The following is a 5,391-nucleotide window of genomic DNA, read 5'->3' as shown; positions in this document are numbered from 1 at the left end:
CCGACATGCCGATGGTCATGCCGTCTTTGATCAATTCCGCCGCCGTCTCGGCCGGTACGATCTTCGCTGCCAGCGAGGGCATCCGGATGCGATCTCGGTCCATGCAAACGTTCCTTTATCCTGTGCCTGAAAGGCTTTTTCCGTTGATTCCAAACCGCGCGCGGGCATGCCCAGCCCGACCGGGAACGCCCCTTTAAAAACCTTATATTTTTCATGGATATTATGACGGGAAAAACGCACTGACAAGGTTTTCAACGCTACGTCCGGCATTTCCGCCCGAAAAGGGGGCGCGGCAGGGGGGGACCCGCCTTGCGACGAATCAACTATGGGACGGGAATAGCCGCCACATCGGCGTCACCGAGAAAGGCCGGTCCTCTCCAGGATGAACCGGACGATGGCGTCGGGATCGGCGAGATCGAAGCGCGGCAAGGGCAGATCGCCCAGGGGCACGTCGCTCGCCACCGCCACGATTCGGGAAGTGTCGGGCCAGAGCATCGGCTTGCCGAGTTCCGGACGATGAACTTCCAACTTATCGTAGTCTTCGGATTTGAACCCCTCGATCAGCAACAGATCGACAGGGGTCATATGGGCCAGCAACGCGTCGAGAGACGGTTCGCCCTCGCCCCGGATTTCGTGCATCAAGGCCCAGCGGGCCCCCGAGGTAACCATCACCTCGGTCGCGCCGGCCTCACGATGACGGTGGGAATCCTTGCCGGGACGGTCGATATCGAAAGCGTGATGGGCATGCTTGATGGTCGAAACACGAATGCCTCGCAAGACGATTCGCCGCACCAGTTCGATCATCAAAGTGGTCTTTCCCGCGCCGCTCCAGCCGGCCAGCCCAAACACCCGCATCACGTCAGCCTTCCACTCGTTCCTCGCGGCACATCAACGACACAGCGCAACCGGCTCCTCGACACGCGTGGCGCAGATCCGTTGGATGACCTTCGGTCCCTCGGTCTTGCGCGTCTCGATTCCGGCCTCGTAGGAGAGCACCTGCAACCGTCCGCTCGCCGCCCCCAGAAGTTCGCCGGGCGACAACAGATGATCGGGATTGCGCGGCCGATCGTAACGCTCGTTCCCCCTGGCGTAGGTTTCGTAAAGGAAAAGTCCGCCCGGCGCCACGGACTCGACCAACCGGCTCATCAACGGCCGATACAGGTAATTCACCACGACGACGGCATCGAAATCCCGCCCGGCCAATGGCCAAGGCAAGCCGACTTCCAGATCGGCCTCGATGACCTCCGCCACGCCGGCCAGATCGGCGACCGAGGAGACATCCTGGTCGAGCAAGGTTACCCGCGCCCCCCTTTCAAGGAAAAAGCGTCCATGCCGTCCTCCGCCGCAGGCAAGATCGAGCACGCGGGCGCCCGACGGCACCAGGGACGCGAAACGGCTGATCCATGGTGACGGATCGCTGTTCTGACAGCGCGGATTGAACGGCGGCATGGTGAAAATCCCCTTGGTCTTTTTCCTCTTAGGGCGTGTTGATAAATCATCGAATCAACAGGCCCTTAAGCCCGAGCGGCGCCTCTCGCCCGCCGTAGCGGAGCGCAGGCGTCGTATGGAATCTTAAGGTTTTGTTTCGCGACAAGCCCTAATGCCCCCGCAGGTCCGCTTCGTCCTGTTCGGCGCGGCGGATGATTTCACGGATCAAGCCACGGAAAAGCACTTTGTGGATCGGCAGCAAGGCATTCCAATAGGTTATACCCGCCACGCCGGCCGGATGGAAATGGGCCGTCACGCTGATCATCCGCTCTCCTTCGGCCAGAGGCTGGATTTCCAGCTCGAAAGTGGCCGAACCGGGGATGCGCATTTCGGCCAGAAGAGTAAGCCGCTTGTTCTTCTCCACCCCGATGACGCGCCAAAAGTCGAGAGCGTCGCCGACGGCCAGATCTCCGCCGGCGGGACGCCCGCGGCGCATGCCGACGCCACCGACCAGCAGATCGAAGAAGCCCCGCATCTGCCAAAGGACGTCCAGAAAATAATATCCGTTGTCGCCGCCGATGCTGCCCACCTGGCCCCACAATGCCTCCGCCGAGGCCCGGGTTTTCCCCTCGGCCCGCAGATGCTTGGCGTAAAACCCGAAATCGGGCCGGTTCTGGCGATGCAACATCGATCCTTCGACCCAGCGCGGGCGCTCGTCCGCGCTCCGTTCGGCCTCCAGCGCCGCCTCCACGGCCTCGCGATAAGGTTTGAGCGGCAATGGGATCAAATCCGACAGCTTTGCGTCGGCGACCACCAGATCATGTTCCAATCCACCGATCAGGGCCCGCGCCACATTGGCCGGCACCGATGTGACGAGAGACAACCACAGGGAGGACAGATGCGGCGAGAGCAGCGGCACGGGCAGAATGCGCGGATGCCGCCCGACCAGTTCGCCGAAGACCCGCATCATGTCGGCATAAGAAAGGACCTGGGGGCCACCGGCCTCCAAAATGGCCCCCGCCGCCGCGTCGATGCCGGGCAGGCGCACCAGATAAGTCTCGATGTCGTCCAACGCGATGGGCTGACTGAGCGAACTTACCCAGCGGGGCGTCACCATCGCCGGCAGATGGAAGACCAGATCGCGGATCACCTCGAAAGCGGCCGAGCCCGGACCGATGATGATTCCCGCCCGCAATTCCGTCACGGGAACGGGCCCCTCCCGCAGAATTTCACCGGTTTCACGACGCGAGGCGAGATGAATCGAAGCCCCCTCGGCGGGCTGCAGCGCTCCCAGATAAACAATGCGCTTGAGGCCCGCCTTGCCGGCGGCCTCGCGGAAATTGACGGCGGCCCGGCGATCCAGTTCGGGGAATTGGTCGCCTTCCGCCATGGAATGCACCAGATAATAGGCCACGTCCGCACCGGCTAACACGTCGGGCAAACTTTCCGGCTGCAGGGCGTCGGCCTTGAGACAGGCGACATCGGTCCAGCCCCGGGCCTCCAGCGCCTCCCGGCGCCTCCCGACCGCCGTCACCTGGTGACCCGCGGCCTGCAAGGCCGGCACCAGATTGGTCCCCACATATCCCGTGGCCCCGAAAACGACTGCCTTCATCACCCGCGCCTCCCCTCGCTTAAAGCGAGTGAACCCGAGCGTTGCACATTCTCCACCAAGGTCAAGCCATTCGGCGAGGAAGCGCGGGGCAATCGGGTGAACGCGCGCGAGTTGTTCTTACAAAAGTTATTTTGGCCGCGTTGGCGCCATTAGCGCGCCCCGAAGCTTTAGCGGAGGAAGCCCGAGGCGGACGGATTTGCATTATTTTTCGGCAAACAAAATAACTGCCCTGGAAATGGGCATACTCTGAGGTTAAGTTGAAAAGAGGACACCACGGACTAGAGGAGTTCCAATGGCGTCAGGTCGGATGACAGAGCGGACGCCACACTTTATTCTTATGACAAAATGCATCCAGCGTCCGGGGTGTGCCGAAAAAACAGCAGTGACGGGAAGTGCGGCCGTCTGGATCCGTGCAAATTGGAGATGGTGAGGCAGTTCCCCCATGCTTCGTGAACCCGCTCATGACAGTGCCCTTCCTCTGATCGGCATTTATGAAATCAGCAAGATTCTGGGAGCGACGCTCGATCTTGAACAGGCGTTGCACGACGTTCTCAACGTCCTCTCCTCGTTCCTGCAAATGCGCCATGGCGCCGTCGTTCTTTGCGACGAGGAAGGCAAGGCGGCGCTGGCGGCGGTTTCCGGCATGTCCCTGCCGATGGCGCGCTCGGGCGCCCTGAAATATCCCATGGACGCCGTCGAGAAGGTGATCTCCACCAGCATTCCGATGGTGGTCCCGGAAGCCTCGGAAGATCCCCTTCTGGCCGACTATGTCGCGGTCAGCGAGGTCGTCGAGGAGGAGGACATTTCGTTTTTCTGCGTGCCGATCAAGGGCTCGGGACGCCCGTTCGGAGCCCTGTCGGTGGAACGGTCGTGGAATCCCAACGGCCGCTATGTGTTCGAACATGATCTGCGTTTCCTGACCATGGTGGCGACCCTGATCGGCCAGACGGTCAGCCTGCATCGCAAGGTGGCGGCCGACCGCGCGCGACTGATGCAGCATAACGCGCGCCTGGCCAAGCAGATGGCGGAAATCAAGCCGTCCCAGCCGATCAAGGGGCTTGAGGACATCGTCGCCAATTCCGAACCGATGGCACGTGTCTTCGCCCAGGTGCAGCAGGCGGCGCCGACCAAGGCGACGGTGCTGCTGCGCGGCGAAAGCGGAACCGGCAAGGAACTGGTCGCCCGCGCCGTCCACATGCTCTCGCCCAGATCGCAAAAGCCCCTGATCAAGCTGAACTGTGCCACCCTTTCCGAAACCATGCTGGAATCGGAGCTGTTCGGCCATGAAAAGGGCGCTTTCACCGGTGCCATCGGCGAACGCAAGGGACGCTTCGAACTGGCTCACGAGGGCACGCTGTTCCTCGACGAGATCGGCGAGATTTCCGCCAGTTTCCAGGCAAAGCTGCTGCGCGTCCTGCAGGAGGGCGAATTCGAACGCGTGGGCGGCTCGAAGACATTGAAAGTCGATGTGCGGCTGGTCGCCGCCACCAACCGCGATCTGGAAGCCGCCGTTTCCAAGAACGAGTTCCGCGCCGACCTTTACTACCGCCTCAATGTCGTCCCCATTTTCCTGCCCCCCTTGCGTGAGCGGCCCGGCGACATCCCCTTGCTGGCCATGTACTTTCTGAAACGCTTCAATGAGGAGAACGGAAGAAAAACCCGCTTTTCCGAACAGGCATTGACCGTTTTACAGCGATGTTATTTCCCGGGTAACGTCCGCGAACTGGAAAACTGCGTCTATCGGACCGCCACCATGACGCAGGGCGACACCATTGAAGAGATGAATCTCTCCTGTCGCAGCGATACCTGCCTATCGTCGGTTCTTTGGAACAAACGCAACGACAACGAAGCCGCCGCGCAGTCCCCGGCGAATGGGCCGGGGCATGGCAATGGCATCGCCGGCCCACCGCCATCCGCCGCGCCGATGCAACCTCCGGGGGAAGCCTTCGCCCCGGCGGGGTCCTTGGGCGGCGGCGACATGAACGAACGCGAGCGGCTGATCGACGCCATGGACAAATGCGGCTGGGTCCAGGCCAAGGCGGCCCGCCTGCTGGGCCTGACCTCCCGGCAAATCGGCTATGCGCTGCGCAAGCACAATATCGAGCTGCGCAAGCTTTGAGAGCCACCGGGACCTGTCGCGAAATCATCGAGTTTAAGAAGAGACTGATTGTTGGTGGCACCGGCGTCCCTGCCGGTGTTCCGGCGTGAGCCGGAAACGGTCCGCCTTCCGGCGGATCACCGGCACGGAGATCCTATGAGGCGGCGGACATTAGGAAGGATTGATATCCTTCGGGTGTTCAAAGCCTCAGAAGGATATTGCTATGACGCATCAAGCCCTCGTCGTGCCCGTC

At 61.8% G+C, this 5,391-nt stretch carries 4 protein-coding genes; 1 reads left to right on the top strand and 3 read right to left on the bottom strand.

Annotation, left to right across the window (positions count from 1 at the left end; genetic code table 11):
* Positions 1 to 354: 354 nt before the first annotated feature.
* The 3 genes from mobB to CWS72_RS27125 form a co-directional block, all read right to left on the bottom strand.
* Positions 355 to 855 carry a molybdopterin-guanine dinucleotide biosynthesis protein B gene (mobB, locus tag CWS72_RS27135; protein WP_101253799.1) on the bottom strand — a complete coding sequence of 167 codons (501 nt, stop codon included), beginning with the start codon at positions 853 to 855 and terminating at the stop codon, positions 355 to 357.
* A 33-nt stretch (positions 856 to 888) separates the two neighbouring features.
* Positions 889 to 1,449, bottom strand: a complete 561-nt coding sequence (locus tag CWS72_RS27130) for a class I SAM-dependent methyltransferase (RefSeq protein WP_101253798.1) — start codon at positions 1,447 to 1,449, stop codon at positions 889 to 891.
* Positions 1,450 to 1,597: 148 nt separating this feature from the next.
* Positions 1,598 to 3,040 (bottom strand): SDR family oxidoreductase, encoded by a 1,443-nt coding sequence (locus CWS72_RS27125; protein WP_101253797.1) that lies wholly within the window; start codon positions 3,038 to 3,040, stop codon positions 1,598 to 1,600.
* A 442-nt stretch (positions 3,041 to 3,482) separates the two neighbouring features.
* On the opposite strand from CWS72_RS27125, the gene nifA reads away from it, so the two are divergent.
* A complete protein-coding gene (gene nifA / locus CWS72_RS27120; RefSeq protein WP_101253796.1) occupies positions 3,483 to 5,159 on the top strand; it encodes a nif-specific transcriptional activator NifA in 1,677 nt (558 codons plus the stop codon).
* The last annotated feature ends 232 nt before the right edge of the window (positions 5,160 to 5,391 follow it).

It is taken from the genome of Telmatospirillum siberiense (assembly GCF_002845745.1).
Lineage (GTDB): Bacteria > Pseudomonadota > Alphaproteobacteria > Rhodospirillales > Magnetospirillaceae > Telmatospirillum > Telmatospirillum siberiense.
The sequence above is the reverse complement of the archived record's forward strand: the minus strand, read 5'-3'. Positions and strand labels throughout refer to the sequence as shown.